At 58.8% G+C, this 24314-nt stretch carries 29 protein-coding genes and 1 pseudogene; 19 read left to right on the forward strand and 11 right to left on the reverse strand.

Going from position 1 to position 24314, the window contains the following annotated elements:
• Window position 1: 1 nt before the first annotated feature.
• The gene (gene entS, locus C1N60_RS17440; RefSeq protein ID WP_058774889.1) at window positions 2-1252 is read left to right on the forward strand and encodes an enterobactin transporter EntS; all 1251 of its coding nucleotides are present in this window, start codon (window positions 2-4) and stop codon (window positions 1250-1252) included.
• Here the strand turns inward: entS and fepB are convergent.
• Window positions 1247-2212: a Fe2+-enterobactin ABC transporter substrate-binding protein gene (gene fepB, locus C1N60_RS17445; RefSeq protein WP_058780377.1), complete on the reverse strand. Its 966-nt coding sequence runs from the start codon at window positions 2210-2212 to the stop codon at window positions 1247-1249. The genes entS and fepB overlap by 6 nt on opposite strands.
• A 179-nt stretch (window positions 2213-2391) precedes the next feature.
• Here fepB and C1N60_RS17450 point away from each other — a divergent pair, with 179 nt between their 5' ends.
• Genes C1N60_RS17450 through C1N60_RS17470 form a run of 5 tightly spaced genes read left to right on the forward strand, consistent with a single transcriptional unit; the run spans window position 2392 to window position 7242 of the window.
• The gene (locus C1N60_RS17450) at window positions 2392-3570 is read left to right on the forward strand and encodes an isochorismate synthase (protein ID WP_394521764.1); all 1179 of its coding nucleotides are present in this window, start codon (window positions 2392-2394) and stop codon (window positions 3568-3570) included.
• 10 nt (window positions 3571-3580) lie between these two features.
• The gene (locus C1N60_RS17455) at window positions 3581-5194 is read left to right on the forward strand and encodes a (2,3-dihydroxybenzoyl)adenylate synthase (RefSeq protein WP_394521148.1); all 1614 of its coding nucleotides are present in this window, start codon (window positions 3581-3583) and stop codon (window positions 5192-5194) included.
• A gap of 18 nt (window positions 5195-5212) precedes the next feature.
• On the forward strand, window positions 5213-6064 hold the full coding sequence (locus tag C1N60_RS17460) for an isochorismatase family protein (RefSeq protein WP_088516019.1): 852 nt from the start codon (window positions 5213-5215) through the stop codon (window positions 6062-6064).
• Window positions 6064-6822, forward strand: a complete 759-nt coding sequence (gene dhbA / locus C1N60_RS17465; protein ID WP_104188004.1) for a 2,3-dihydro-2,3-dihydroxybenzoate dehydrogenase — start codon at window positions 6064-6066, stop codon at window positions 6820-6822. Before C1N60_RS17460 ends, dhbA begins: the two co-directional genes overlap by 1 nt.
• A 3-nt stretch (window positions 6823-6825) precedes the next feature.
• Entirely contained in the window at window positions 6826-7242 is a 417-nt protein-coding gene (locus C1N60_RS17470; protein ID WP_215480823.1) for a hotdog fold thioesterase, read from the forward strand.
• A 214-nt stretch (window positions 7243-7456) separates the two neighbouring features.
• On the opposite strand, the gene cgtA is transcribed toward C1N60_RS17470, so the two are convergent.
• The 3 genes from cgtA to rplU form a co-directional block, all read right to left on the reverse strand.
• Window positions 7457-8632: an Obg family GTPase CgtA gene (gene cgtA, locus C1N60_RS17475; protein ID WP_058759590.1), complete on the reverse strand. Its 1176-nt coding sequence runs from the start codon at window positions 8630-8632 to the stop codon at window positions 7457-7459.
• 249 nt (window positions 8633-8881) lie between these two features.
• The gene (gene rpmA, locus C1N60_RS17480) at window positions 8882-9139 is read right to left on the reverse strand and encodes a 50S ribosomal protein L27 (protein WP_006121751.1); all 258 of its coding nucleotides are present in this window, start codon (window positions 9137-9139) and stop codon (window positions 8882-8884) included.
• 15 nt (window positions 9140-9154) lie between these two features.
• Complete coding sequence (gene rplU / locus C1N60_RS17485) at window positions 9155-9466, reverse strand: 50S ribosomal protein L21 (protein ID WP_021507728.1); 312 nt, start codon at window positions 9464-9466, stop codon at window positions 9155-9157.
• A gap of 254 nt (window positions 9467-9720) precedes the next feature.
• Here rplU and ispB point away from each other — a divergent pair, with 254 nt between their 5' ends.
• Entirely contained in the window at window positions 9721-10692 is a 972-nt protein-coding gene (gene ispB / locus C1N60_RS17490) for an octaprenyl diphosphate synthase (protein WP_021507729.1), read from the forward strand.
• Window positions 10693-10935: 243 nt separating this feature from the next.
• Window positions 10936-11230 (forward strand): annotated as a pseudogene (locus tag C1N60_RS17495) (helix-turn-helix domain-containing protein).
• 63 nt (window positions 11231-11293) lie between these two features.
• Here C1N60_RS17495 and murA read toward each other — a convergent pair.
• From murA to mlaF, 7 genes are all read right to left on the reverse strand, one after another.
• A complete protein-coding gene (gene murA, locus C1N60_RS17500; RefSeq protein WP_021507731.1) occupies window positions 11294-12553 on the reverse strand; it encodes a UDP-N-acetylglucosamine 1-carboxyvinyltransferase in 1260 nt (419 codons plus the stop codon).
• A 46-nt stretch (window positions 12554-12599) separates the two neighbouring features.
• Entirely contained in the window at window positions 12600-12857 is a 258-nt protein-coding gene (ibaG, locus tag C1N60_RS17505; protein ID WP_007886637.1) for a BolA family iron metabolism protein IbaG, read from the reverse strand.
• A 114-nt stretch (window positions 12858-12971) separates the two neighbouring features.
• Window positions 12972-13277: a lipid asymmetry maintenance protein MlaB gene (gene mlaB, locus C1N60_RS17510; protein WP_021507732.1), complete on the reverse strand. Its 306-nt coding sequence runs from the start codon at window positions 13275-13277 to the stop codon at window positions 12972-12974.
• Entirely contained in the window at window positions 13277-13915 is a 639-nt protein-coding gene (gene mlaC, locus C1N60_RS17515; protein WP_021507733.1) for a phospholipid-binding protein MlaC, read from the reverse strand. The genes mlaB and mlaC overlap by 1 nt, the downstream gene beginning before the upstream one ends.
• A gap of 19 nt (window positions 13916-13934) precedes the next feature.
• Window positions 13935-14477 carry an outer membrane lipid asymmetry maintenance protein MlaD gene (gene mlaD, locus C1N60_RS17520; RefSeq protein WP_021507734.1) on the reverse strand — a complete coding sequence of 181 codons (543 nt, stop codon included), beginning with the start codon at window positions 14475-14477 and terminating at the stop codon, window positions 13935-13937.
• Between the two features lie 4 nt (window positions 14478-14481).
• Window positions 14482-15264, reverse strand: a complete 783-nt coding sequence (mlaE, locus tag C1N60_RS17525; RefSeq protein WP_021507735.1) for a lipid asymmetry maintenance ABC transporter permease subunit MlaE — start codon at window positions 15262-15264, stop codon at window positions 14482-14484.
• Between the two features lie 4 nt (window positions 15265-15268).
• Window positions 15269-16084: a phospholipid ABC transporter ATP-binding protein MlaF gene (mlaF, locus tag C1N60_RS17530; protein ID WP_021507736.1), complete on the reverse strand. Its 816-nt coding sequence runs from the start codon at window positions 16082-16084 to the stop codon at window positions 15269-15271.
• A gap of 227 nt (window positions 16085-16311) precedes the next feature.
• Between mlaF and C1N60_RS17535 the strand changes: the two genes are divergently transcribed.
• From C1N60_RS17535 to npr, 11 genes are all read left to right on the forward strand, one after another.
• On the forward strand, window positions 16312-17295 hold the full coding sequence (locus C1N60_RS17535) for a calcium/sodium antiporter (protein WP_021507737.1): 984 nt from the start codon (window positions 16312-16314) through the stop codon (window positions 17293-17295).
• Between the two features lie 12 nt (window positions 17296-17307).
• A complete protein-coding gene (gene kdsD / locus C1N60_RS17540; RefSeq protein ID WP_021507738.1) occupies window positions 17308-18288 on the forward strand; it encodes an arabinose-5-phosphate isomerase KdsD in 981 nt (326 codons plus the stop codon).
• Between the two features lie 13 nt (window positions 18289-18301).
• Window positions 18302-18868, forward strand: coding sequence for a 3-deoxy-manno-octulosonate-8-phosphatase KdsC (kdsC, locus tag C1N60_RS17545; RefSeq protein WP_021507739.1), 567 nt, complete (start codon window positions 18302-18304; stop codon window positions 18866-18868).
• On the forward strand, window positions 18865-19437 hold the full coding sequence (lptC, locus tag C1N60_RS17550; RefSeq protein WP_021507740.1) for an LPS export ABC transporter periplasmic protein LptC: 573 nt from the start codon (window positions 18865-18867) through the stop codon (window positions 19435-19437). Before kdsC ends, lptC begins: the two co-directional genes overlap by 4 nt.
• Window positions 19412-19966 (forward strand): lipopolysaccharide ABC transporter substrate-binding protein LptA, encoded by a 555-nt coding sequence (gene lptA, locus C1N60_RS17555; protein WP_031279739.1) that lies wholly within the window; start codon window positions 19412-19414, stop codon window positions 19964-19966. The genes lptC and lptA overlap by 26 nt, the downstream gene beginning before the upstream one ends.
• A 5-nt stretch (window positions 19967-19971) precedes the next feature.
• Entirely contained in the window at window positions 19972-20697 is a 726-nt protein-coding gene (lptB, locus tag C1N60_RS17560; protein WP_021507742.1) for an LPS export ABC transporter ATP-binding protein, read from the forward strand.
• A 48-nt stretch (window positions 20698-20745) separates the two neighbouring features.
• Window positions 20746-22179 (forward strand): RNA polymerase factor sigma-54, encoded by a 1434-nt coding sequence (gene rpoN / locus C1N60_RS17565; RefSeq protein WP_031279740.1) that lies wholly within the window; start codon window positions 20746-20748, stop codon window positions 22177-22179.
• A 21-nt stretch (window positions 22180-22200) separates the two neighbouring features.
• On the forward strand, window positions 22201-22488 hold the full coding sequence (gene hpf / locus C1N60_RS17570) for a ribosome hibernation promoting factor (RefSeq protein ID WP_010618250.1): 288 nt from the start codon (window positions 22201-22203) through the stop codon (window positions 22486-22488).
• A 166-nt stretch (window positions 22489-22654) separates the two neighbouring features.
• Window positions 22655-23137 (forward strand): PTS IIA-like nitrogen regulatory protein PtsN, encoded by a 483-nt coding sequence (gene ptsN, locus C1N60_RS17575; protein WP_031279741.1) that lies wholly within the window; start codon window positions 22655-22657, stop codon window positions 23135-23137.
• Between the two features lie 52 nt (window positions 23138-23189).
• Window positions 23190-24044 (forward strand): RNase adapter RapZ, encoded by an 855-nt coding sequence (gene rapZ, locus C1N60_RS17580; RefSeq protein ID WP_021507744.1) that lies wholly within the window; start codon window positions 23190-23192, stop codon window positions 24042-24044.
• Entirely contained in the window at window positions 24041-24313 is a 273-nt protein-coding gene (gene npr, locus C1N60_RS17585) for a PTS phosphocarrier protein NPr (RefSeq protein WP_058759594.1), read from the forward strand. The genes rapZ and npr overlap by 4 nt, the downstream gene beginning before the upstream one ends.
• The last annotated feature ends 1 nt before the right edge of the window (window position 24314 follow it).

Here is a 24314-nt window from a genome sequence, read left to right on the forward strand (position 1 = left end):
AATGAACAAACCCTCTCACTTTATCGATCTCTCACTGCTGAAAACCCACGCGGCGTTTCGCGCGGTGTTTATTGCGCGTTTTATCTCGATTGTGGCGCTCGGTATGCTGGCCGTTGCCGTGCCGGTGCAGATTCAGCAGATGACCCATTCACCGTTGCTGGTGGGCCTCGCCGTCACACTGTCCGCTGCCGGCATGTTTACTGGCCTGCTGACCGGCGGCGTGCTGGCCGATCGCTATGAGCGTAAGAAGTTGATCCTGTTTGCCCGCACCACCTGCGGGCTGGGCTTTGTCGCGCTGGCGATAAATGCCGCGCTGCCCGCGCCTTCGCTGCTGGCGGTCTATCTGCTGGGCTTGTGGGACGGCTTTTTCGGTGCGATTGGCGTCACGGCGCTGCTGGCCGCTACGCCGGCGCTGGTGGGACGCGAAAACATTATGCAGGCCGGCGCGATCACCATGCTGACGGTGCGCTTCGGCTCGATTTTATCGCCGGCAATTGCTGGTGTGGTGATCGCGCACGGCGGCGTGCTGTGGAATTACGGACTGACCGCCTTCGGCACGCTGCTGACGGTGCTGACGCTGCTGCAGCTACCTGCGCTGCCCCCGCCTCCGCAGCCGCGCGAGCATCCGCTGCGGGCGCTGGCAACCGGCGTGCAGTTCCTGTTCGCCAGCCCGCTGGTCGGCATGGTGGCGCTGACCGGTGCGCTGGTGACGCTGGCCAGCGCCATCCGCGTGCTGTACCCGGCGCTGGCACCGCACTGGTCAGTCAGCGCCGACCAGCTAGGTATGCTGTACGCCGCCGTGCCGCTCGGTGCCGCCGTGGGTGCATTTACCAGCGGCAGGCTGAAACAGGCGGCGCGCCCTGGGCGGCTGGTGCTGGGCAGTGCCGTGGCCGGTTTCGTCGCCCTGGGCCTGTTCAGCCTGATGCCGACGCTGTGGCTGGCGCTGCTGTGTCTGGCGGGCTTCGGCTATTTCAGTGCCATCAACAGCCTGGTGCAGTACGCGATGATTCAGCTGCTGACGCCGGATCATCTGCTGGGCCGCATCAACAGCCTGTGGACGGCGCAGAACGTGTGCGGCGATGCCCTCGGCGCCGCGCTGATTGGTGCCCTCGGTTCGTGGCTGTTACCGGCGCAGGCTGCCGCGGCGTTTGGCTGTGCCGCGACACTGCTTGGCGTCATGATGTGGCTGATGATGAAAGGATTACGGCGCTATCAGGCGCCCGCGCCCGTGCTGGCGCAGCAAACATCATGATTTGACGAACAGCTGATGCAGACGCGTCAGCAGATTGCTGGCGCTGTAGTAATCCAGCCGGAAGGTGTCGATGCCCAGCGCATAGACCTGCTTATCGCGCACCGCCGCGTTTTGTGCCAGGAACGGGTTGCTCAGCACTGACTGCGCGGTTTTGTCATCGCCAGCAAACAGCAGGAAGCTGTGACCGGTCAGGCTGGCGGCGAGATTCTCGCCCGAGAGCTGAATAATGTCTTTGCGCTGGCCCATGCTGTGCCCCTGTTGCGTGTCAGCCGGCGGCTGCGCCAGAGTAAAACCGAGCTGCTGCAGCAGTTTGCCCTGCGCCGATGCGGCGGTCCACAGATTCACTGCCCGGCCATCACCGTTCCATACCATCGCGGAGACCGGCTGCGGTGGCAGCGTAATAGCCTGCTTCAGCGCCGCTTCGCGATCGTCGAACTCTTTTACGCGCTGCGCCGCCTGTGCTTCATGGCCGGTGGCCTGCCCCAGCAGCGTAACCACATCCTGCCAGCTCTTATCGTCGTAGTTGACCACCAGCGTGGGTGCAATGGCGGACAGCTGACTGACCAGCTTCAGGGCGGAGTCATTACCGGTGGCGCTGACGATGATCAGATCCGGGGCTTGCGCCGCAATCGCCTCGGCGCTCGGTTCACCAATATACAGCCGCTTAACGTGGCGCTGCTTTGCCACCTCGCCCCACTGACGGAAGAAGCCCTGATCGTCGGCCAGGCGGCTTTTCGGTGCGGTCGCGCCTGAGGCGATGACCGGCGCGTCAATCGCCAGCAGCGAGCCGGTCAGCGTGACGCTGGTGGAGACAATGCGCTGCGGTGCCTGGTGAAGCGTTACCGTTCCGGTCGCGCCCTGTACGCTGCGCGGCCAGCCCTGGTCGGCCCGCGCTGTCCCTGACAGCGACTGGAAAATGAACAACAGGACAGCCATGCCCCATAAACCGCATTTATTCATAAGTTTTGATCCACCTTTTAGCTTAATGCCTGGCCCGGCGTCAGCCGCCGCTTACGTCTGACAGCACGGTAAATCCCGCGAATGGATTGACTCTTTGCCCCTTTCGACGTAGGTTACAGAGCCATAATAAAAATGATAATCATTCTTAATAATCTTATCATTTATAGGTGAAAATTATGGTGGAAAGCTCCACGTTTGAAAATGCCTGGCTGAAGGATTTTTCCGCGCTGTGCCGCGGTTTCCTTTTCACCTCGCCATGGCGCAGCCTGGCCACCCAGGGGTGCTATACCACGATCAACACGCCGGTGGGCGATGCCGCGCTGCTGCAGGGCGACTTTCAACAGCAGCTGCGCCAGCACTTTGCCGCGGCGAAAAAGCAGGGGATCGCCAATCCGCTGCTGGTGGGCGCGATTCCGTTTGACGTCAGCCAGCCAGCGTCGCTGTTCATACCCGAATCCTGGCAGAGCTTTAATCGCGCCGACCTGCAACAGGCGCTGCCGGTGCAGCAGAGCGATCTGCCGGCAGTGCGGCGGCGGACGGCAGTGCCAGACCACGCGGTATTTACCGGCATGGTGGCCGACGCCGTTGCCACCATCCAGCGCGGCGATCCGGACAAAGTGGTGCTGTCGCGCCTGATGGATATCGTCACGGAGCAGCCGGTGGATACCGCCGCGCTGATGCAGCGCGTGATCGCGCAAAATCCCAATAGCTACCATTTCCATCTGCCGCTGGCGGAAGGAGGCGCGCTGGTAGGCGCCAGCCCGGAACTGATGCTGCGCAAACAGGGGCGCGATTTCTCCTCCTGCCCGCTGGCCGGCTCGGCGCGCCGCCATCATGACGACGTCAGCGCCGATCGCGCGGCAGGTAACACCCTGATGGCGTCAGCCAAAGATCGCCACGAACATCAGCTGGTGACCGACGCGATGCGCAGCACGCTGCAGCCGCGTAGCCGCCTGCTGTCAGTGCCTACCGTGCCGTCGCTGATCACCACCGCCACGCTGTGGCATCTGGCGACGCAAATCGATGGCGAAGTGCAGGATGAGCGCGAAAACGCGCTGTCGCTGGCTGCGCTGCTGCACCCAACCCCTGCCCTGAGCGGCTTCCCGCACGCCCGCGCGCAGCAGCTGATTCAGCAGCTCGAACCCTTTGATCGCCAGCTGTTTGGCGGCATCGTCGGCTGGTGCGACAGCGAAGGCAACGGCGAATGGGTAGTGACCATTCGCTGCGGAACGGTAAACGGCACGCGCGTGCGGCTGTTTGCCGGCGCTGGCATCGTCGCCGACTCGCAACCGGAATCAGAATGGCGCGAAACGGGTGTGAAGCTGGACACCATGTTGCGCGCTTTTGGACTGCAATAAAGGAACAAGCATGAGCATTCCCTTCAGCCGCTGGCCGGCACATCTGGCCGCGCGCTACCGCGAAAAAGGCTACTGGATCGACGTGCCGCTGACCGACATCATCGACCGCCATCGCGAAAACGACGCTATCGCCGTGATCGACGGCCCTGTGCAGCTCAGCTACCGCCAGCTGGCGCAGCGCAGTGATAATCTGGCGGCGGCGCTGCAGCGGCGCGGTTTACAGCGCGGTGACACGGCGCTGGTGCAGCTCGGCAACGTGGCGGACTTTTACGTTACGCTGTTTGCCCTGTTTAAGCTGGGCGTGGTCCCGGTGTACGCGCTGTTCAGCCATCAGCGCACTGAACTGCTGGCCTATGCGCAGCAGATTGCACCGAAACTGCTGATCGCCGATCGCCAGCACGCGCTGTTTGCCAGCGACGACTTCATCGCCACGCTGTGCGAGGCGCAGCCCACGCTGCAGCAGGTGATCCTGCGTAACGACGCGCAGGCGGAAAATACGCTGGCGTCGCTGCAGGATGAAGCGGCTGGCGATTTTGTCGCGACACCGACGGCCGCCGATGAAGTGGCGTTTTTCCAGCTCTCCGGCGGCAGCACCGGCACGCCGAAGCTGATTCCGCGCACCCACAACGACTACTACTACAGCATTCGCGCCAGTGACGAGATTTGCCACATCAACGCCGACACGCGCTATCTGATCGCCCTGCCCGCGCCGCATAACTTTGCCATGAGTTCCCCCGGTTCGCTCGGGGTGTTCTATGCCGGCGGCCAGGTGATTCTCGCCGCGGATCCCAGCGCCACGCTCTGCTTCCCGCTGATTGAGCAGCACCAGGTGACCGATACCGGCCTGGTGCCGCCGGCGGTCAGCCTGTGGTTGCAGGCAATTCAGGAGTGGGGCAGCAATACAGCGCTGGCCTCGCTGCAGCGCATTCAGGTGGGCGGAGCCAAACTGGGCGAAACGCTGGCCGCACGCATTCAGCGTGAAATCGGCTGCCAGCTGCAGCAGGTGTTTGGCATGGCGGAAGGGCTGGTTAACTACACGCGCTTCGGCGATGACGAGCAAACCATTCTGACTACCCAGGGGCGGCCGATTTCGGACGATGACGAAGTGTGGGTGGCCGACGAGAACGGCAATCCGCTGCCGCCGGGCCAGGTGGGTCGCCTGATGACGCGCGGCCCTTACACCTTCCGGGGCTACTACAACAGCCCGGAGCACAATGCCGCCAGCTTCGACGCCAACGGTTTTTACTGCTCAGGCGATCTGATTGAGATCAACGCTCAGGGTTACATCACCGTACAGGGACGCGAAAAGGATCAGATCAACCGCGGTGGCGAGAAGATCGCCGCAGAAGAGATCGAAAACTTGCTGCTGCGCCATCCGGATGTGATCCACGCCGCGCTGGTGTCCATGCATGACGAGCTGATGGGTGAAAAGAGCTGTGCCTTCATTGTGGCGCGCCAGCCGGTGAAACCGGTCGCGCTGCGCCGCCATCTGCGCGAGCTGGGCATTGCCGAATTCAAACTTCCCGACCGCATTACCTGCGTCGACGCCCTGCCGCTGACCCCGGTGGGCAAAGTGGATAAAAAACGTTTACGCCAACAGCTTGCTGAGCAGACGCAAGCCTGATTTTTTCCGGAGATTGTAATGGCTATTCCAAAACTGACCTCTTATGCGCTGCCCGCCGCCACTGAGCTGCCGGCTAACAAAGTACAATGGGCGCTGGAGCCGCAGCGCGCGGCGCTGCTGATTCACGATATGCAGGCCTATTTCCTCAACTTCTGGGGCGAAGACAGCCCGCTGGTGAATCAGGTGGTGGAGAACATTGCCCGCCTGCGCGCTTACTGCAAAGCGCAGGGCATTCCGGTGTTCTATACCGCCCAGCCCAACCAGCAAAGCGATGAGGATCGCGCGCTGCTGAATGATATGTGGGGACCGGGGCTGAACAAACATCCGGATCAGCAGAAGATCGTCGACGCGCTGGCACCGGATCAGGATGATCAAGTGCTGACTAAATGGCGCTACAGCGCGTTCGTGCGCTCGCCGCTGGAATCTATCCTGCAGGAGATGGGCCGCGATCAGCTGATCATTACTGGCGTGTATGCCCACATCGGCTGCCTGACCACCGCTACCGACGCCTTCATGCGTAACATCCAGCCGTTTATGGTGGCCGATGCGCTGGCCGACTTCTCGCGCGACGAGCATATGATGGCGCTGACCTACACCGCAGGTCGCAGTGGCAAAGTGGTGATGACCGCCGACCTGATGCCGCTGCCACAGAGCAAGGACGCGCTGCGCGCGCTGATTCTGCCGCTGCTGGAAGATGATGACGTGCCGGAAGATGATGAAAACCTGATCGATTATGGGCTGGATTCGGTGCGCGTGATGGCGCTGGCGGCGCGCTGGCGTCAGGTGCACAGCGATATCGACTTCATCAGCCTGGCGAAAAACCCCAGCATTGATGGCTGGTGGGCGCTGCTGTCACGGGTGCCAGCATAATGAGCGCCTGTTTTGATTTCAGCGGAAAAATTGTCTGGGTGACCGGTGCCGGCAAAGGCATCGGCTATCACACCGCGCTGGCGTTCCATCAGGCCGGTGCGCAGGTGACCGGTTTTGATTTGCACTTTGGCCAGGATGACTATCCGTTTACCACCTGCCAGCTGGACGTCGCCGATAGCGCTGCGGTGCGCGACTGCTGTCAGTCACTGCTGGCCAGCCAGCCGCGGCTGGATATCCTGGTGAACGGCGCGGGCATTCTGCGCATCGGCAGCACCGATGCGCTGTCGTTTGATGACTGGCAGGCGTGCCTCGCCGTCAACGCCGGCGGCGCGTTTAACCTGTTCCAGCAGACGCTGCCGGTCTTCCGCCAGCAGCGCGCTGGCGCGATTGTCACTATCGCCTCTAACGCCGCGCACGCCCCGCGCCTCGGCATGTCAGCCTATGGCGCGTCCAAAGCAGCGCTGCGCAGCCTGTGCCAGACGGTTGGCCTGGAGATGGCGCCCTACGGCGTGCGCTGCAACATTGTCTCACCGGGATCAACCGATACCGATATGCAGCGCAGCCTGTGGCATACGCCGGAAGCCGAGCAGGAGATGATTAACGGTTTCCCGGATCAGTACAAGCTGGGGATCCCGCTGCGTAAGATCGCCCAGCCGCAGGAGATCGTGAACAACATCCTGTTCCTCGCCTCGGATCTTGCCAGCCACGTGGTGCTGCAGGATATTGTGGTGGACGGTGGCGCAACGCTGGGAGCCTGAGGCATGGCAATCTGGAAACGTACGGTGGATCTCGCCACGCTGAATCAGCTGGGCGATAACTCGCTGGTGGCGCATCTGGGCATCGTGTTTACCGCGATCGGTGGCGATTATCTGGAGGCCACCATGCCGGTAGACAGCCGCACGCAGCAGCCGTTTGGCCTGCTGCACGGCGGCGCGTCGGTGGTGCTGGCGGAGTCGATGGGCTCCATTGCCGGTTACCTGAGCGTGGAAGAAGGTAAAAGCGTGGTGGGCATTGAGGTGAGCGCCAGCCATCATCGGGCGGTGAGCAGCGGCGAGGTGCGCGGTGTTTGTCGTCCGCTGCATCTGGGGGCGCGCAATCAGAGCTGGCAGATTGAGATACGCAATGGTCGCGATCAGCTGTGCTGCAGTTCGCGGCTGACGGTGGCGGTGCTGGGGTAGGTTTGGTTCCGCTGCGGCCTGATGCCCTCACCCTGCCCTCTCCCACGGGGAGAGGGAATGTTTGTGCGGGCTGGTACTTTCTCCTGCGGGGAGAGGGAATGATGGTGCGGGCTGGTGCTCTCTCCCGCGGGGAGAAGGAATGATTGTACGGGCTGGTGCTCTGCGCTAAACAGCAATAAAAAAAGCGGCCATCTGGCCGCTTTTTTCGCTGACATCAACGCTGATAAATGATCTCGACGCCTTCGTCGTCGTCTTCATCCCAGTCGTCATCCCAGTCTTCGTCTTCTTCCACTTCCTGAGCATTTTCCAGCGCTTCACGGTGGTAATCATCCCACATGAAGGCCACTTTCTCTGGCTGCTTCGCTTCTTCTTCCGCTTCTTTTGGATTCGCGATGATAAAGCTCATCACATCCCAGCACAGCTCATTGACACCATCACGGCTGGCAGCGGAGATCAGATAGTATTTCTCATCCCAGCCCAGCGCTTCGGCAATCGCTTTAGCGCGGCTTTCCGCCTCTTCACGGCTCAGCAGGTCGGTTTTATTGAATACCAGCCAGCGCGGTTTCTGGTACAGCTTGTCGCTGTATTTCTCCAGCTCGCCGAGAATGATGCGGGCGTTCTCTACCGGATCGGATTCGTCGATTGGCGCGATGTCGATGAGGTGCAGCAGCACACGGCAGCGCTCCAGATGCTTGAGGAAGCGAATTCCGAGACCCGCGCCTTCCGCTGCGCCTTCAATCAGGCCGGGAATGTCGGCGACCACGAAGCTCTTTTCGCTGTCCATACGTACCACGCCGAGGCTTGGCACTAAGGTAGTGAACGGATAATCCGCCACTTTTGGCTTCGCCGCTGATACCGCGCGGATAAAGGTCGATTTACCAGCGTTAGGCAGACCCAGCATCCCCACGTCTGCCAGCAGCATCAGTTCCAGCTGCAGGTCGCGCTTCTCACCTGGCGTGCCCATGGTTTTCTGACGCGGCGTACGGTTCACGGACGATTTGAAGCGGGTGTTGCCCAGACCGTGCCAGCCACCCTTCGCCACCATCAGCTTCTGCTCATGGCGCGTCATGTCGCCCAGCGTTTCGCCCGTGCCCTGATCGATCACGCGCGTACCGACCGGCACTTTAACAATGATGTCTTTACCGCGTTTACCGGTACAGTCACGGCTCTGGCCATTCTGGCCGCGTTCGGCGCGGAAAGATTTTTCGAAACGATAATCGATCAGGGTGTTGAGGTTTTCATCCGCCAGCAGGTAAACATCACCGCCGTCACCGCCGTCACCGCCGTCCGGTCCCCCTTTGGGAATGTACTTCTCGCGGCGGAAGCTGACGCAACCGTTGCCACCATCACCCGCGACCACCAGGATCGTCGCTTCATCAACAAACTTCATTTTTTATCTCCGTCACACTGTCGTTTGCGCCACGCTGCGGGCGACAAACGGGTCCGCCAGGGTCTTCTGCGCTGACCGGCGGCGGATAATACAGGATTGGCAAAGCCATGTGTACATAAAGTGTACAGCAAACTGAGGCGCAAGGTCAGCGTGATTGCCGTAACCTGCGGCAGAATGTAAAAAGCCCCGCAAAGCTGCGGGGCCTTCCATTCGTGTGTTCAGACGTTAATCGTCTGCGGCACAACAACCTTACTCAGCAACGATGCTGATGTATTTACGGTTGTTAGGACCTTTAACTTCGAATTTAACTTTGCCGTCTGCGGTAGCAAACAGAGTGTGGTCACGACCACAACCTACGTTGTTACCGGCGTGGAATTTGGTACCACGCTGACGAACGATGATGCTACCTGCCAGAACAGATTCACCACCGAAACGCTTAACACCCAGACGTTTTGCATTGGAGTCGCGACCGTTACGAGTCGAGCCACCAGCCTTTTTATGTGCCATTTGTCAGATCTCCTCTTACGCGCTGATCACAGTGATTTTCACATCAGTGAACCACTGACGGTGACCAGCTTGCTTACGGTAGTGTTTACGACGACGAAACTTAACGATTTTAATTTTCTCGCCACGACCGTGAGCAACAACTTCTGCCTTGATCACACCGCCTGAAACCAGTGGCGCGCCGATTTTCACGTCTTCGCCATTTGCAATCATCAGAACCTGGTCGAACTCGATGGTTTCACCGGTTGCGATGTCCAGCTTTTCCAGGCGAACGGTCTGACCTTCGCTTACTCGGTGTTGTTTACCACCACTTTGGAAAACCGCGTACATATAAAACTCCGCTTCTGCGCATGCCTTTCTGTTCATCAGGCGGCGCGATAAATATTCACAATAGGGCGCGAATTCTACGCAAAACTCCAGCAGAAGACAAGTGCACTTTGCACTCTCTTGCAGAAAAAAAGCGCAGGACGAATGCAAACGTTTCTCAACCCGATTTTTCAAGTACAATCAGTAACAGATTACCTGAACTCACGCTGGGTAAAAGCGCTTACCATGCAGAAAACGAGTCAAAGCTGAACAGACGAATGAACTTAGAACAGATTAACGAATTAACCGCGCAGGACATGGCGGCCGTCAACCAGACCATCCTCGACCAGCTGAATTCAGATGTCTCACTGATTAACCAGTTGGGCTATTACATCATCAGCGGGGGAGGCAAACGCATCCGTCCGATGATCGCGGTGCTGTCAGCACGCGCGCTGAATTATCAGGGATCGCTGCATGTGACCAATGCGGCGCTGATCGAATTTATCCACACGGCGACGCTGCTGCACGATGATGTGGTGGATGAATCCGATATGCGCCGTGGCAAAGCCACCGCTAACGCCGCGTTCGGCAATGCGGCGAGCGTGCTGGTCGGGGATTTTATCTATACCCGCGCCTTCCAGATGATGACCAGCATGGGATCGCTGAAGATCCTTGCACTGATGTCCGAAGCGGTGAACGTGATCGCCGAAGGGGAAGTGCTGCAGCTGATGAACTGCAACGATCCGGATATCACCGAAGAGAGCTACATGCGGGTGATCTACAGCAAAACCGCCCGCCTGTTTGAAGCCGCTTCGCAGGCTTCGGCGATTCTCGCGGAAGCCACGCCAGCGCAGGAGAAAGCGCTGCAGGATTATGGCCGCTATCTCGGTACGGCGTTTCAGCTGATCGACGATCTGCTGGATTACAGCGCCGACGGCGAGACGCTGGGCAAAAATACCGGTGACGATCTGAGCGAAGGTAAGCCGACGCTGCCATTGCTGCACGCCATGCACAACGGCACGCCAGAGCAGGCGCAGATGATCCGCAAGGCGATCGAAGAAGGTAATGGCCGTCATTTGCTGGAGCCGGTGCTGGCGGCAATGCAGCAAACCGGTTCGCTGGAATGGACGCGCAAACGCGCCGAAGAAGAGGCGGATAAAGCCATCGCGGCGCTACAGGCACTGCCAGAAACGCCGTGGCGCAGCGCGCTGGAAGCGCTGGCACATATGTCGGTGCAGCGCGATTTCTGACCTGCTACGGGGCCGTCCGGCCCCGTTTTTATTTCTCCCCCTGCCCTGCCGGTCTGATTACATTCCCTTGCAGCATTTTTGCGAAAAACTGCGCAGTTTCGTGCACAGGCAAAACAATTACTGGAAACATATGGAAATTATTTGCTATAAAAATCCGGATTTTTCCAGTTATCTCTGCGCAGGAGAGCCACAGCGCTGCAGAGATGGAGCACTAACACGGACACGGACACGGAGAAGAGAGTTATGCATGCAAGGAGAGAAGACTGGCATCCGGCAGATATCATTGCGGCCCTGCGCAAGCGCGGTACGTCACTGGCCGCCCTGTCACGTCAATCTGGCCTCAGTTCATCGACGCTGGGCCAACGCGCTGTCACGCCCCTGGCCTAAAGGTGAATGGCTGATCGCCACGGCGCTGAAGGTCCATCCTTCCGAGATCTGGCCCAGCCGCTATTTTGATCCGGTCACACAGCGTCTGCTGGATCGTAAAAAGCGCATTCGATCGCCCCAGGATCTGAAAAAGATCGTCTCACGCGGGTAAAGCAAAAAAAAACCAGCCACGCTGTCGTGACTGGTTTTCATGCCTGGCAATCAGGACAAAGGATTACTCGCCGCTGACGCGCTCGATGTTGGCGCCTAACGCTTTCAGCTTGTCTTCAATGTGCTCGTAGCCACGATCGATGTGGTAGATACGATCCACCAGCGTCGCACCTTCTGCAATGCAGCCTGCCAGTACCAGACTGGCTGACGCACGCAGATCGGTCGCCATCACCTGCGCGCCGGACAAGGTTTCAACACCGTGACAGATAGCGGTGTTGCTTTCGATTTCGGCGTGCGCGCCCATACGAATCAGCTCCGGGATGTGCATGAAGCGGTTTTCGAAGATGGTCTCGGTAATGACGCCGGTGCCTTCAGCCACCAGGTTGAGCAGCGTAAACTGCGCCTGCATGTCGGTCGGGAAACCCGGGTGCGGTGCGGTACGGATGTTAACCGCTTTCGGACGCTTGCCGTGCATATCCAGGCTCACCCAGTCTTCGCCGACTTCAATCTCCGCACCCGCGTCACGCAGTTTCGCCAGCACGGCGTCCAGCGTGTCTGGCTGCGCATTGCGGCACACCACTTTGCCGCGCGAGATAGCGCCGGCCACGAGGAAGGTGCCGGTTTCGATACGGTCCGGCAGCACGCGATAGACGCCGCCGCCGAGGCGCTCAACGCCCTCGATGGTGATTTTGTCGGTGCCGGCGCCGCTGATTTTCGCGCCCAGCGTGTTAAGGAAGTTTGCCGTGTCGACAATCTCCGGTTCACGCGCCGCGTTTTCAATGATGGTGGTGCCCGTCGCCAGCGTTGCGGCGCTCATGATGGTCACGGTCGCGCCCACGCTGACCTTATCCATCACAATGTGCGCGCCCTTCAGGCGGCCATCCACAGAGGCTTTAACATAGCCCTCTTCCAGTTTGATCTCGGCACCCAGCTGCTCCAGGCCGGTAATGTGCAGATCGACCGGACGCGCACCAATCGCACAGCCGCCCGGCAGAGAAACCTGGCCCTGGCCAAAACGCGCCACCAGCGGCCCCAGCGCCCAGATGGAGGCGCGCATGGTTTTCACCAGATCGTACGGCGCACTGAAGACATTAACTTCGCGCGCATCAACGTGGACCGAACCATTGCGTTCCACGCGCGCACCGAGCAGGCTCAGCAGCTTCATGGTGGTATCGATGTCACGCAGCTTCGGCACGTTCTGAATCTCTACCGGCTCTTCAGCCAGCAGCGCAGCAAACAGAATCGGCAGCGCAGCATTCTTCGCCCCGGAAATGGTCACTTCACCGCTTAAACGGGTGGGGCCTTGCACACGAAATTTGTCCATTAACACGGCTCTCAATTATCTATCAACAAAACAGCCAGAGTGGCGCTTAGAAACCGTTGAGTTTACGGTCGCGCGCCCACTCGGCTGGGGTATAAGTCTTGATGGACACCGCATGAATACGGTTATCCGCAATGTATTCCATCAGCGGCGCGTACACAGCCTGCTGTTTCTTTACGCGGCTCAGCTCGCCAAACATTTCGCCTACGGCAATGACCTGGAAATGGCTGCCATCGTTGCTGAGGACATGTACTTCTTCTAACGGCAGCGCCTGCATTAGCACGGCCTGAACTTCACTATTTTCCATCGCTCATTGCTTCACTTGATAATAATAAGGCGGATATCTTAGAGGAAAGCGCCTGACTCTTAAATACGCAAAAGCCCCTGAAAAAATCAGGGGCTTTGTCAGCAGCGCCGTTAATCAGGCGATTTGTTCCGCAGAAACAATAATCTGCTGCAGGTTGTACAGCTTGATTAACGAGTCGAGCTTATCGGTGATACCACTGAAAAGCGGCGTCGTGCCCTGCGCCCGCGCGATTTCGCGCAGATGCACCAGCAGCGCCAGCCCGGCAGAATCAACCCGATCCAGCGCCGCCACGTCAATCGTGGTGATACCGGCCATGGCGCTGTCACGCGCCTGCCACAGCGCCAGCAGCGTATCGCGGTCCAGTTTGCCGCTCAGGGCCAGCGTGCTGGCAGTGCGCTGCCAGCGTAACGGTTCGCTCATTATTGCTGCTTGTCCAGGGTGATAGGCTGCGCGGCATAGGTTTTCAGCTGCGCAGTCAGGCCGTCGATGCCTTTGGTGCGCAGCAGATCGCTCCACTCATTCTGTTTGGTGGTGATCATGCTGATGCCTTCGGCAATCATGTCATAAGCCTGCCAGTTGCCGGTCTGGCTGTTCTTGCGCCACTGGAAATCAAGGCGCACCGGCGGACGGCCGTTGGGATCGATGATGGTGACGCGAATCGCCACGATATTGGCATCGCCAATCGGCTGCTCAGGCTGAATCTGGTAAGTCTGGCCGTGATACAACGCCAGCGCCTGACCATAAGCCTGCGCCAGATAATCCCCGAACGCGGCAAAGTAGGCGTCGCGCTGCGCCGGCGTGGCTTCGCGGTAGTAACGGCCCAGTACCAGCGCCCCCGCGTATTTAATCTGCACGTACGGCAGCAGCTCCTGGCGCACGATTTCGCGCAGGTAATTCGGATCCTGCTTAATCTTCGGCTGTTCGTTCTTCAGGCGGGTAAAGGTTTTCTCCGCCGCTTCGTTCATCATCTTGTACGGATTGCTCTGGTTGGCGTCCGCTGCGTTTGCCGCCAGTGGCGCGATGGCCAGCAGGGCCACCATCAGGAAACGTTTTAACATCGTGTTGTACCTCTCTGGGTTATTCCGTTGTAGCAGGTGCTGCCGGGGCGCTCGCGCTGGCGGCGCCCGACGATTTCTCATTGTCCTTGTTGTCGCCGCTCTTGTAGAGGAACTGGCCGATCAGGTCTTCCAGCACCAGCGCCGATTTGGTATCCCGCAGCGTGCCGCCATCTTTCAGCATCGCCGAGCCAAGCTCCGGATCGTCAAAACCTAAGTTGAGCGCGAGGAACTGCTCACCCAGCAGACCCTGGGTGCGAATCGCCAGCGAGCTGGTGTCAGGAATTTTATTGGCATACTGCTCGCTGATGTCCATGGTGACGCGCGGCGACAGCGTTTTGTCATCCAGTGAAATGTCGGTGACGCGGCCAATCACCACGCCGCCAATTTTCACCGGCGAGCTGACTTTCAGGCCGCCGATATTATCGAAGGTGGCGTACAGCTTCCACGTTGGCTCAGTACCCAGCGATTTAAGATCGGCGACACGCAGGCTGAGGAACAGCAGCGCCAGCAGCGCAGCCAGCATAAACACGCCAACCCAGATTTCGTTTTTTTTGCTTTGCATTGCATTAATTCCCAAACATCAGTGCCGTCAGCACAAAATCCAGTCCAAGCACCGCTAGCGAAGCATGGACTACGGTACGCGTCGTCGCGCGACTGATCCCTTCCGAAGTCGGGATGGCGTCATACCCATTGAACAGCGCGATCCAGGTCACCGTGATGGCAAACACCGCGCTCTTGATCAGGCAGTTGATCACATCGGTACGAAAATCCACCGCGTTCTGCATCGCCGACCAGAAAAAGCCCGGGTCGATGCCTTTCCAGGCCACCCCGACCAGCGCGCCACCGGCAATGCCCACCGCGGTAAAGATCAGCGCCAGCAGCGGCATACTGATAAAGCCGGCCCAGAAGCGCGGCGAGACCACGCGGCGCAGCGGATCAACCGCCATCATCTCCATGCTGGAGAGCTGCTCAGTGGCTTTCATCAGGCCAATTTCCGCAGTGAGCGCCGAACCGGCGCGCCCGGCAAACAGCAGCGCGGTGACTACCGGCCCCAGTTCGCGCAGCAGCGACAGCGCCACCAGCATGCCCAGGCTGGTTTCCGCGCTGTAAGTGGTGAGTACCAGATAGCCCTGCAGCCCCAGCACCATGCCAATGAACAGGCCGGAGACCACAATGATCAGCAATGACAGCACGCCCACGCTGTACAGCTGCTTCACCAGCAGCGGCGCATGCTTACGAAACGCCGGTTTACCCACCAGCGCATGGAAGAGCATTAAGCCCGCCCGGCCAAAGGCCGCACAGGTGTTAATTCCCTGACGCCCAAATGACGCCAGTGCCTGTAACCACATCAGTTTAGCTTCTCCCTGTGCGGGTCAGATCGCTGAGGTAATCCCCGGCAGCGAAGCGGAACGGCACCGGACCATCCGCATGACCCTCAATAAACTGGCGCACGCGCGGATCGGGATTCTCCCTCAGCTGCGGCGCACTACCCTGAGCAATAATCTTTTGCCCGGCAACAATATAGGCATGGTCGGCAATGCTCAAGACCTCCGGCACATCGTGTGAAACCACAATGCAGGTGACGCCCAGCGAATGGTTGAGCTCATCAATCAGCTTGACCAGCACGCCCATGGTAATGGGATCCTGGCCGACAAAGGGTTCGTCGAACATGATCAGCTCCGGCTCCAGCGCAATTGCACGCGCCAGCGCCGCCCGGCGCGCCATGCCGCCGGAGAGTTCGGCCGGCATCAGCTGTGCTGCGCCGCGCAGTCCGACGGCTTCCAGCTTCATCATCACCGTGCTGTGCAGCAATTCAGCTGGCAGCCGGGTGTGTTCGCGCAGCGGCCAGGCAACGTTTTCATAGACGTTAAGGTCGGTGAACAGCGCACCGGACTGGAACAGCATGCTCATTTTTTTACGCACGTCATACAGCTTACGGCGCGACAGCGTCGGAATGTTCTGGTCACGGAACCAGATCTCACCTTTGTCCGGCTGCAGCTGCCCGCCAATCAGGCGCAGCAGGGTGGTTTTACCGATGCCGGAAGGGCCCATAATCGCCGTGACTTTGCCCGCCGGAACGGTCAGCGAAATGTCGTCGAAGATGGTGCGATTGCCGCGCGTAAAACTGACGCCACGAACCTCAACCAGATTCGTTTGCTGCTGGATCATCATTACCTCTTTAAACGGATCGGGCGTAATTAACGTGGTGGATGGTAGCCTGGTAAACCACAATGCACGATAGTTTTACAGAAACTTACCCGTCCGGTGTGGCGAAAACGGCCTTAAAATTTACTTTTGCCTCTCAGACAGTCAAAATCAGCGCCTGATTCCGCACGCGCACTGCTTTTACCTGTCGGACAAGGTTTGCCGGCACCGTTATCCATCAAGGATTTTTCATGTTCGTAGCCACTGCCCTGCTGTTTATCGGATTGATTTTACTGGCTTACGGAGCTGACCGCCTGGTGTTCAGCGCCGCGATCCTGTGTCGATCCCTTGGCATTCCCCCGTTGATCATTGGCATGACGGTGGTGAGCATTGGCACTTCACTGCCGGAACTGATCGTCTCGTTCTCTGCCGCACAGCATGGTCAGATGGATTTAGCCGTGGGTACCGCGCTGGGCTCGAACATCACCAATATTCTGCTGATTCTGGGTGGCGCTGCGCTGCTGCACCCTTTAACCGTACACTCCAATCTGATTCGCCGCGAACTCCCTCTGCTGCTGCTGGTCTCACTGCTCAGCGGCATCATGCTGTTTGATAACCAGCTCAGCCGGCTGGATGGCGTGGCGCTGCTGCTGCTGGCGCTGGGGTATCTGCTGGTGGCAATCCGCATCGCCCGGCGGGCCGAGCGCGATAATAATGACACCCTGACGCGTGAACAACTGGCGGAGCTGCCGCGCGATGAAAGCGGCAACACGGTGGCGTTTCTCTGGCTGGCGGTGGCGCTGATTATTCTGCCGATGTCGACGCGCATGGTGATCGACAACGCCACGGTGTTTGCGGATTACTTCGGCGTTAGCGAACTGGTGATGGGACTGACGCTGATTGCTGTCGGTACCAGCCTGCCGGAACTGGCCACGGTGCTGGCCGGCGCGCTGAAAGGCGAAGACGATATCGCCATCGGCAACCTGATTGGCGCCAATATCTTCAATCTGGCGATTGTGCTGGGCCTGCCGGCGCTGGTGCATCCCGGCGCGATCGATGCGCACGCCTTTGCGCGGGATTACTGGATTATGCTGGGCGTCAGCGTGCTGTTCGCCCTGCTGTGCCTGCTGCGCAAGCGCCGCATCGGCCGCATAGCGGGCACGCTGCTGTTAGGTGGATTTATCGTGTGGGTGCTGTGGCTGTGGCTCAGCCCCACGCTTATCGCAAGCTATTAAGGATGACTGACCATGTCACATCAGCAACCGGATTTCGACTTCCAGCAGGCAGGTAAAGCGGTACTGCGCATTGAACGCGAAGGGCTGGAACAGCTCGATCAGTATATTAACGCCGACTTCAGCCGCGCCTGCGAAATGATCTTTGCCTGCCGTGGCAAAGTGGTGGTGATGGGCATGGGCAAATCCGGCCATATCGGCAAGAAGATGGCCGCCACCTTCGCCAGCACCGGCACGCCGGCGTTCTTCGTCCACCCGGGTGAAGCCAGCCACGGCGATCTCGGCATGGTCAGCACCAACGATGTGGTGATCGCCATCTCGAACAGCGGCGAGTCAGGCGAAATCCTCGCGCTGATCCCGGTGCTCAAACGGCAGAAAGTGCAGCTGATTTGCCTGACCAGCCGTCCGGAGAGCGCCATGGGCCGGGCTGCCGATGTGCATTTATGCGTGAAAGTACCGCAGGAAGCCTGTCCGCTCGGGCTGGCACCGACCTCCAGCACCACCGCCACGCTGGTGATGGGCGATGCGCTGGCGGTGGCGCTGCTGGAAGCGCGCGGCTTCACGCAGGAAGATTTCGCGCTGTCGCACCCGGGCGGCGCGCTGGGGCGCAAACTGCTGCTGCACGTCAGCGACATTATGCACAGCGGCGATGAAATTCCCCACGTCACCCGTGACGCCTCACTGCGCGACGCGCTGCTGGAAATCACGCGCAAAAACCTCGGCCTGACGGTGATTGTCGACGACCTGATGAAAATCGAAGGGATTTTCACGGACGGTGACCTGCGCCGCATCTTCGATATGGGCATCGATTTCCAGTCGGCCCGCATCCAGGATGTGATGACGCGCGGCGGGATTCGCGTGCGCCCTAACCTGCTGGCGGTGGACGCGCTTAATCTGATGCAAAACAAAAACATCACTGCGCTGCTGGTGGCCGATGACGATCGCCTGCTCGGTGTGGTACATATGCATGACATGCTGCGCGCTGGCGTGGTCTGAACGGGAAACAACAATGAGTGCTGAAACCACGATGGTCGACACCTGCTACGGCCCGGTGAGCGCCGACGTGATGGCGCGGGCGGCCAACATCCGCCTGCTGATTTGCGATGTCGACGGCGTGATGTCCGACGGCCTGATTTACATGGGCAACAGCGGTGAAGAGCTAAAGGCCTTTAACGTGCGCGACGGTTACGGCGTGCGCTGCCTGCTGACCTCGGACATCGAAGTGGCTATTATTACCGGCCGCCGCGCTAAACTGCTGGAAGATCGCTGTAAAACGCTCGGCATTACGCATCTTTACCAGGGACAGTCGGATAAGCTTTTGGCCTGGCGCGAACTCCTGGATAAACTGTCACTATCGGCAGACCAGGTCGCGTATATTGGTGACGACCTGATCGACTGGCCGGTAATGGCACAGGCGGGTTTGAGCGTGGCCGTCGCCGATGCGCATCCGGTGTTACTGCCGCGCGCGCATTACGTGACGCGCATTGCTGGCGGTCGCGGTGCAGTACGTGAGCTATGCGACCTGATTTTGCTAGCGCAGAACAAATTTGAGGATGCCAAAGGGCAATCAGTATGAGTAAAAGCAGGCGTTGGATAACGCTGATTCTGGCGCTGATCGCCCTGGTGCTGATCGGCTGGAATCTTACCAACCAGGACGACAGCGCCACGCCGGTGGCGACCAACGATCAGGCGCCGACCTACACCAGCGCCAACTCCAGCACCGTGGTGTATAACCCGACGGGTGCGCTGGCCTATAAGCTGGTCTCGGATAAAGTGACCTACTTTTCGGCCGAAGAAGTGAGCTGGTTCGATAATCCGGTGATGACCACTTACGACGAAAACAAAGTGCCCACGTGGTCGGTTCGTGCTGACAAGGCAAAGCTGACGAAAGATCGTATGCTGTATCTTTATGGCCACGTTGAAGTACACACATTGACGCAGGATTCCCAGCTTGAGCGCATCATCACGGATAATGCTCAGGTTAATCTGGTCAGCCAGGATGTGACGTCTGACGATCAGGTCACCCTATTTGGCCGCAGTTTTAACTCCACTGGCATGAAGATGCGCGGCAACCTACGGACAAAGAATGCCGAGCTGCTTGAAAAGGTCAAAACCTCCTATGAAATTCAAAATGAACAAAAATAGCCTTAAGTTGCTGCTGGTGAGTGCGCTGCTGGCAACCAGCCTGCCGGCGCTGGCGTTAACGGGCGATTCGGACAAGCCGGTTAACATCGACTCGGTGAACCAGGCGCTCGATTTGCAGGGTAACGTCGCCACCTTTACCGGCAACGTGATCGTGACCCAGGGCACCATCAAAATTACCGCCGATAAAGTGGTGGTAACGCGTCCCGGCGGCGACAGCAACAAAACCATCGTTGATGCCTACGGCAATCCGGCCACCTTTTATCAGATGCAGGACAACGGCAAACCGGTGCAGGGTCACGCCGCCAAACTGCACTATGAGCTGGCCAACGATTTCGTCGAGCTGACCGGCAACGCCTTTATTGAGCAGCAGGACAGCAACATCAAAGGCGATCGCATCACCTATCTGGTGAAAGAGCAGAAAATGCAGGCCTACAGTCAGGGCCAGAGCAAGCGTGTCACCACCGTGCTGGTGCCGTCGCAGCTGCAGGATAAAAACGGTTCGTCTGCGAGCCCCAAAAAGAGTAACTGATCGCTATGGCCACATTAGTCGCTGAAAACCTGGCGAAAGCCTACAAAGGCCGTCGCGTAGTAGAAGATGTCAGCCTGCAGGTGAAATCCGGCGAGATTGTCGGCCTGCTGGGCCCCAACGGGGCCGGTAAAACCACCACCTTCTACATGGTGGTCGGCATCGTGCCGCGTGATGCCGGCCGCATCATCATTGATGAAGAAGATATCAGTATTCTGCCGCTGCATGCGCGCGCGCGCCGCGGCATCGGTTATCTGCCGCAGGAAGCGTCGATCTTTCGCCGTCTGAGTGTCTACGACAACCTGATGGCGGTACTGCAGGTGCGTGACGACCTGACGGAAGAGCAGCGTCAGGATCGCGCCAATGAGCTGATGGAAGAGTTCCACATTGGCCATCTGCGCGACAGCATGGGCCAGGCGCTGTCGGGCGGTGAACGTCGCCGCGTCGAGATTGCCCGTGCGCTGGCCGCCAATCCAAAGTTTATCCTGCTGGATGAACCTTTTGCCGGCGTTGACCCCATCTCCGTTATCGATATCAAAAAGATCATCGAACACCTGCGTGACAGCGGCCTCGGCGTGCTGATCACCGACCACAACGTGCGTGAAACGCTCGCGGTGTGTGAGCGCGCATATATCGTCAGCCAGGGCCATCTGATTGCCCACGGCACGCCAGATGAAATTCTTGCAGATGAGCAGGTTAAGCGGGTTTATTTGGGCGAAGAGTTCAGACTCTGATAAGGTGTCGGCATACCCGACATTTGCTTAGGAAATTCTAGCCGGATTATGAAGCAAGGTTTGCAACTCAGGCTCAGCCAACAGCTGGCGATGACCCCCCAGTTGCAGCAGGCAATCCGCTTGCTGCAACTCTCTACGCTTGAACTCCAGCAGGAACTGCAACTGGCGCTGGAAAGCAATCCGCTGCTTGAACAAACCGATCTGCACGATGAAGTCGACGCCCGCGAATTTCAGGAGAACGAGGCGTTAGATACCCGTGAGGCACTCGAACAGAAAGAGATGCCGGAAGAGCTGCCGCTCGATGCCACCTGGGACGAGATCTACACGGCCGGTACGCCCTCCGGCACCGGCACCGATTACCAGGACGACGAGCTGCCGGTGTATCAGGGTGAAACCACGCAGTCGCTGCAGGACTATCTGATGTGGCAGGTAGAACTGACGCCGTTCACCGACACCGACCGCGCCATCGCTACCTCCATCGTCGATGCCATTGACGATACCGGTTATCTCACCGTCAGCTTACAGGACATTTGTGACAGTATTGGTGACGAAGAGCTGACGCTGGAAGAGGTGGAAGCGGTGCTGAAGCGCGTACAGCGTTTCGATCCGGTGGGCGTCGGCGCACGCGATCTGCGTGACTGCCTGCTGGTGCAGCTGTCGCAGTATGCGGCTGATATGCCGATGCTGAACGAAGCACGGCTGATTGTCAGCGAGCACCTCGACCTGCTAGCTAACCACGATTTCCGCAGCCTGATGCGCGTGACGCGGCTGAAAGAAGAGGTGCTGAAGGAAGCGATGCTGCTGATTCAGTCGCTCGATCCGCGCCCCGGGCAGTCCATCAATACCAGCGAGCCCGAGTATGTGATTCCCGATGTGCTGGTGCGCAAGACTGGCACGCGCTGGACGGTGGAGCTGAACGCTGACAGCCTGCCGCGCCTGAAGATTAATCAGCATTACGCCGCGATGGGCGGTTCTGCGCGTAATGACAGTGACAGTCAGTTTATTCGCAGCAACTTACAGGAAGCCCGCTGGCTGATTAAGAGCCTGGAGAGCCGCAACGACACGCTGCTGAAAGTGACGCGCTGTATTGTCGAACAGCAGCAGGCGTTTTTTGAACAGGGTGAAGAGTATATGCGTCCGATGGTGCTGGCGGATATCGCCCAGGCCGTGGATATGCATGAATCCACCATTTCCCGCGTCACCACGCAAAAGTATTTGCACAGCCCGCGTGGCATTTTTGAACTGAAGTATTTTTTCTCCAGTCACGTCAGCACCGAAGGCGGTGGCGAAGCCTCGTCGACGGCGATCCGTGCACTGGTGAAAAAATTAATCTCCGCGGAAAATCCCGCAAAACCCTTGAGCGACAGCAAACTGACCTCCATGTTATCTGAACAGGGCATCATGGTGGCGCGACGTACGGTTGCTAAGTATCGCGAGTCTTTATCTATACCGCCATCAAACCAGCGCAAGCAGCTGGTTTGACCGAAACAAGAAGGAAGACCTATGCAGCTAAACCTTACCGGACTGAATGTTGAGATAACCGACCCACTGCGCGAATTTGTAAATAACAAATTTGCCAAACTGGAACACTATTTTGATCGTATCAATCAGGTTTATATTGTTCTGAAAGTGGAGAAGGTGACGCAGATTGCGGAAGCAACCCTGCACGTCAACGGCGGGGAGCTGCACGCCACATCGGAAGCGGAAGACATGTACGCGGCCATCGACGGGTTGATTGACAAGCTGGCCCGTCAGCTGACCAAACACAAAGACAAACTGAAAAAACACTAACCTTCACGCTTGCAGAGTGCTGACGGGTTCAGCACTCAGAGGAGAAATGGGGCGGGTCACCGCCCCGTTTTGTCATCTGCGCAAGCGCCTGCAGTCACCTGCCCTGCCCGTTCGCGGTGTCCCGGTACGTGCCTTACGGCTATGTGAACACGCAAGTGAAACGATGATGAACAACGATCTGACACTGGAATTGAGCGCGGTCCTTTCGCTGGACTGCACCCGCAGCGGCGTACACTGCCAGAGTAAAAAGCGCGCGCTGGAAATTATCAGCGAGCTGGCCGCTAAGCAGCTCAATCTGCCGCACCAGACGCTTTTTGAAGCCATCCTGACCCGTGAACGCATGGGCAGTACCGGCATTGGCAACGGCATCGCCATCCCGCACGGCAAGCTGGAGGAGGATACGCTGCGCGCCGTTGGCGTGTTTATCAGCCTCGACCAGCCTATCGCCTTTGACGCCGTCGACAACCAGCCGGTTGACCTGCTGTTTGCCCTGCTGGTGCCCGCAGACCAGTGCAAAACCCATCTGCACACCCTGTCGCTGGTGGCGAAACGCCTGGCGGATAAAACCGTCTGCCGCCGTTTGCGCGCGGCACAGAGCGATGAAGAGCTCTACGCCATCATTACAGAAGCTCAGGAAGATCACGCTTAAGCGACAGACACTTTTACCGGCCTGCGTGCCGGTTTAACACGGGAGAAATGTGATGGTGCTGATGATCGTTAGCGGTCGGTCAGGCTCAGGAAAATCAGTCGCGCTGCGCGCCCTTGAGGATATGGGCTTCTACTGTGTCGATAACCTGCCGGTGGTGCTGCTGCCGGAGCTGGCGAACACCTTAACCGAGCGCAATATCTCAGCGGCGGTTAGCATTGACGTGCGCAACATGCCGGAATCACCGGAGGTGTTTGAGCAGGCATTGAACAATCTGCCGGAAGCGTTCTCGCCACAGCTGCTGTTTCTGGACGCCGATCGCAATACGCTGATCCGCCGCTACAGCGACACGCGCCGCCTGCATCCGCTCTCCAGCAAAAATCTGTCGCTGGAAAGCGCCATTGATGAGGAGAACGATCTGCTGGAGCCGCTGCGCTCGCGTGCCGATCTGATCATCGATACCTCAGAGATGTCGGTGCATGAGCTGGCAGAAATGCTGCGCACGCGCCTGCTGGGCAAGCGTGAGCGTGAACTCACCATGGTGTTTGAATCCTTCGGCTTCAAGCACGGCATCCCGATCGACGCCGATTACGTGTTTGACGTGCGGTTCCTGCCTAACCCGCACTGGGATCCGAAGCTGCGTCCGATGACCGGGCTCGATCGTCCGGTGGCGGCCTTCCTCGATCGTCACACCGAAGTGCACAACTTTATCTACCAGACGCGCAGCTATCTCGAGCTGTGGCTGCCGATGCTGGAAACCAATAACCGCAGCTATCTGACGGTGGCGATTGGCTGTACCGGCGGTAAGCACCGTTCGGTCTACATTGCCGAACAGCTGGCAGACTATTTCCGTTCGCGCGGTAAAAATGTGCAGTCCCGTCATCGCACCCTGGAAAAACGTAAATCATGACCGTGAAGCAAACCGTTGAGATTCGAAATAAGCTGGGTATGCATGCGCGCCCGGCGATGAAGCTGTTTGAGCTGGTACAGAGTTTTGATGCGGAAGTGCTGCTGCGTAACGAGGCCGGTACCGAAGCCGAAGCCAGCAGCGTGATTGCGCTACTGATGCTCGACTCCGCTAAAGGCGGTCATATCGAAATCGAGGCCAGCGGCCCGCAGGAAACCCAGGCGCTGGCCGCGGTCATTGAGCTGTTTGAAGCCGGTTTTGACGAAGACTAAC

It is taken from the genome of Pantoea sp. SGAir0184, assembly GCF_043544755.1.

Bases quoted from the DNA above. Each gene is read 5' to 3' on its own strand.
- entS (WP_058774889.1), top strand. From the start codon at position 2: ATGAACAAACCCTCTCACTTTATCGATCTCTCACTGCTGAAAACCCAC.
- fepB (WP_058780377.1), bottom strand. From the start codon at position 2,212: ATGAATAAATGCGGTTTATGGGGCATGGCTGTCCTGTTGTTCATTTTC.
- C1N60_RS17455 (WP_394521148.1), top strand. From the start codon at position 3,581: ATGAGCATTCCCTTCAGCCGCTGGCCGGCACATCTGGCCGCGCGCTAC.
- C1N60_RS17460 (WP_088516019.1), top strand. From the start codon at position 5,213: ATGGCTATTCCAAAACTGACCTCTTATGCGCTGCCCGCCGCCACTGAG.
- dhbA (WP_104188004.1), top strand. From the start codon at position 6,064: ATGAGCGCCTGTTTTGATTTCAGCGGAAAAATTGTCTGGGTGACCGGT.
- C1N60_RS17470 (WP_215480823.1), top strand. From the start codon at position 6,826: ATGGCAATCTGGAAACGTACGGTGGATCTCGCCACGCTGAATCAGCTG.
- cgtA (WP_058759590.1), bottom strand. From the start codon at position 8,632: ATGAAGTTTGTTGATGAAGCGACGATCCTGGTGGTCGCGGGTGATGGT.
- rpmA (WP_006121751.1), bottom strand. From the start codon at position 9,139: ATGGCACATAAAAAGGCTGGTGGCTCGACTCGTAACGGTCGCGACTCC.
- rplU (WP_021507728.1), bottom strand. From the start codon at position 9,466: ATGTACGCGGTTTTCCAAAGTGGTGGTAAACAACACCGAGTAAGCGAA.
- ispB (WP_021507729.1), top strand. From the start codon at position 9,721: ATGAACTTAGAACAGATTAACGAATTAACCGCGCAGGACATGGCGGCC.
- murA (WP_021507731.1), bottom strand. From the start codon at position 12,553: ATGGACAAATTTCGTGTGCAAGGCCCCACCCGTTTAAGCGGTGAAGTG.
- ibaG (WP_007886637.1), bottom strand. From the start codon at position 12,857: ATGGAAAATAGTGAAGTTCAGGCCGTGCTAATGCAGGCGCTGCCGTTA.
- mlaB (WP_021507732.1), bottom strand. From the start codon at position 13,277: ATGAGCGAACCGTTACGCTGGCAGCGCACTGCCAGCACGCTGGCCCTG.
- mlaC (WP_021507733.1), bottom strand. From the start codon at position 13,915: ATGTTAAAACGTTTCCTGATGGTGGCCCTGCTGGCCATCGCGCCACTG.
- mlaD (WP_021507734.1), bottom strand. From the start codon at position 14,477: ATGCAAAGCAAAAAAAACGAAATCTGGGTTGGCGTGTTTATGCTGGCT.
- mlaE (WP_021507735.1), bottom strand. From the start codon at position 15,264: ATGTGGTTACAGGCACTGGCGTCATTTGGGCGTCAGGGAATTAACACC.
- mlaF (WP_021507736.1), bottom strand. From the start codon at position 16,084: ATGATCCAGCAGCAAACGAATCTGGTTGAGGTTCGTGGCGTCAGTTTT.
- C1N60_RS17535 (WP_021507737.1), top strand. From the start codon at position 16,312: ATGTTCGTAGCCACTGCCCTGCTGTTTATCGGATTGATTTTACTGGCT.
- kdsD (WP_021507738.1), top strand. From the start codon at position 17,308: ATGTCACATCAGCAACCGGATTTCGACTTCCAGCAGGCAGGTAAAGCG.
- kdsC (WP_021507739.1), top strand. From the start codon at position 18,302: ATGAGTGCTGAAACCACGATGGTCGACACCTGCTACGGCCCGGTGAGC.
- lptC (WP_021507740.1), top strand. From the start codon at position 18,865: ATGAGTAAAAGCAGGCGTTGGATAACGCTGATTCTGGCGCTGATCGCC.
- lptA (WP_031279739.1), top strand. From the start codon at position 19,412: ATGAAATTCAAAATGAACAAAAATAGCCTTAAGTTGCTGCTGGTGAGT.
- lptB (WP_021507742.1), top strand. From the start codon at position 19,972: ATGGCCACATTAGTCGCTGAAAACCTGGCGAAAGCCTACAAAGGCCGT.
- rpoN (WP_031279740.1), top strand. From the start codon at position 20,746: ATGAAGCAAGGTTTGCAACTCAGGCTCAGCCAACAGCTGGCGATGACC.
- hpf (WP_010618250.1), top strand. From the start codon at position 22,201: ATGCAGCTAAACCTTACCGGACTGAATGTTGAGATAACCGACCCACTG.
- ptsN (WP_031279741.1), top strand. From the start codon at position 22,655: ATGAACAACGATCTGACACTGGAATTGAGCGCGGTCCTTTCGCTGGAC.
- rapZ (WP_021507744.1), top strand. From the start codon at position 23,190: ATGGTGCTGATGATCGTTAGCGGTCGGTCAGGCTCAGGAAAATCAGTC.
- npr (WP_058759594.1), top strand. From the start codon at position 24,041: ATGACCGTGAAGCAAACCGTTGAGATTCGAAATAAGCTGGGTATGCAT.